This is a genomic window from Sphingomonas sp. FUKUSWIS1, from assembly GCF_000733135.1.
Taxonomy (GTDB): Bacteria; Pseudomonadota; Alphaproteobacteria; order Sphingomonadales; family Sphingomonadaceae; genus Sphingomonas; species Sphingomonas aerolata.
The window spans coordinates 1,658-2,372 of the sequence record NZ_JPJC01000208.1 but is presented as its reverse complement, the minus strand read 5'-3'; the positions used below and the strand labels follow the sequence as shown (position 1 = coordinate 2,372).

Annotated in this window: 1 pseudogene; it reads right to left on the bottom strand. The window is 69.4% G+C overall.

The window, feature by feature from the left end:
* Positions 1-715: pseudogene (locus tag sphsw_RS12615) on the bottom strand (ATP-dependent DNA helicase); the annotation flags it as partial.

The window sequence follows — 715 nt, the reverse complement described above, 5'->3', positions numbered from 1 at the left end:
CGCTGCAGCCAGCCCTCGCTCGCCAGCGCACCGGCCGCGGCCACCGCCTCGCCGATCGCGCGATTGCCTGCCTCGTCATAGCTGGCGAGATCGGACAGGCGTGCGGCCAGTCCGCGCCGCCGCCCCCGGCTGCTGCCCTCGGGACCGATGATCCAGCGGCGCAGTTCGATCGTCTCGCCGCCGGTCAGCGCGGTCGCGAACATCGAATCGGCGGCGTCAAAGATATGATGCCCCTCGTCGAACACATAGCGTGTCGGTCGGGTGGCGAGTTCGCGTCCGCGCGCCGCGTTGACCATCACCAGCGCATGGTTGGCGATGACGATGTCGGCATCGGTCGAGGCGCGCGCCGCGCGTTCGATGAAGCATTTGCGGTAATGCGGGCAGCCGGCATAGACGCACTCGCCACGCCGGTCGGTCAATGCGGTCGATCCGTTGCGCCGGAACAGCGTCGGCAGCCAGCCGGGCAGGTCGCCGCCGACCATGTCGCCGTCCGCGCTATACGCGGCCCAGCGCGCGACGAGCTGCGCGAGCACCGCCGCCCGTCCCGCAAACCCGCCCTGCAACGCATCTTCGAGGTTCAGCAGGCAGAGATAATTCTCACGCCCCTTGCGCGTGACGACCTTGGTTCGGCGGACCGCGGGATCGGGAAAGAGCCGTTCGGTCTCGCGGCCCAGCTGGCGCTGCAGCGCCTTGGTATAGGTCGAGATCCAGACCG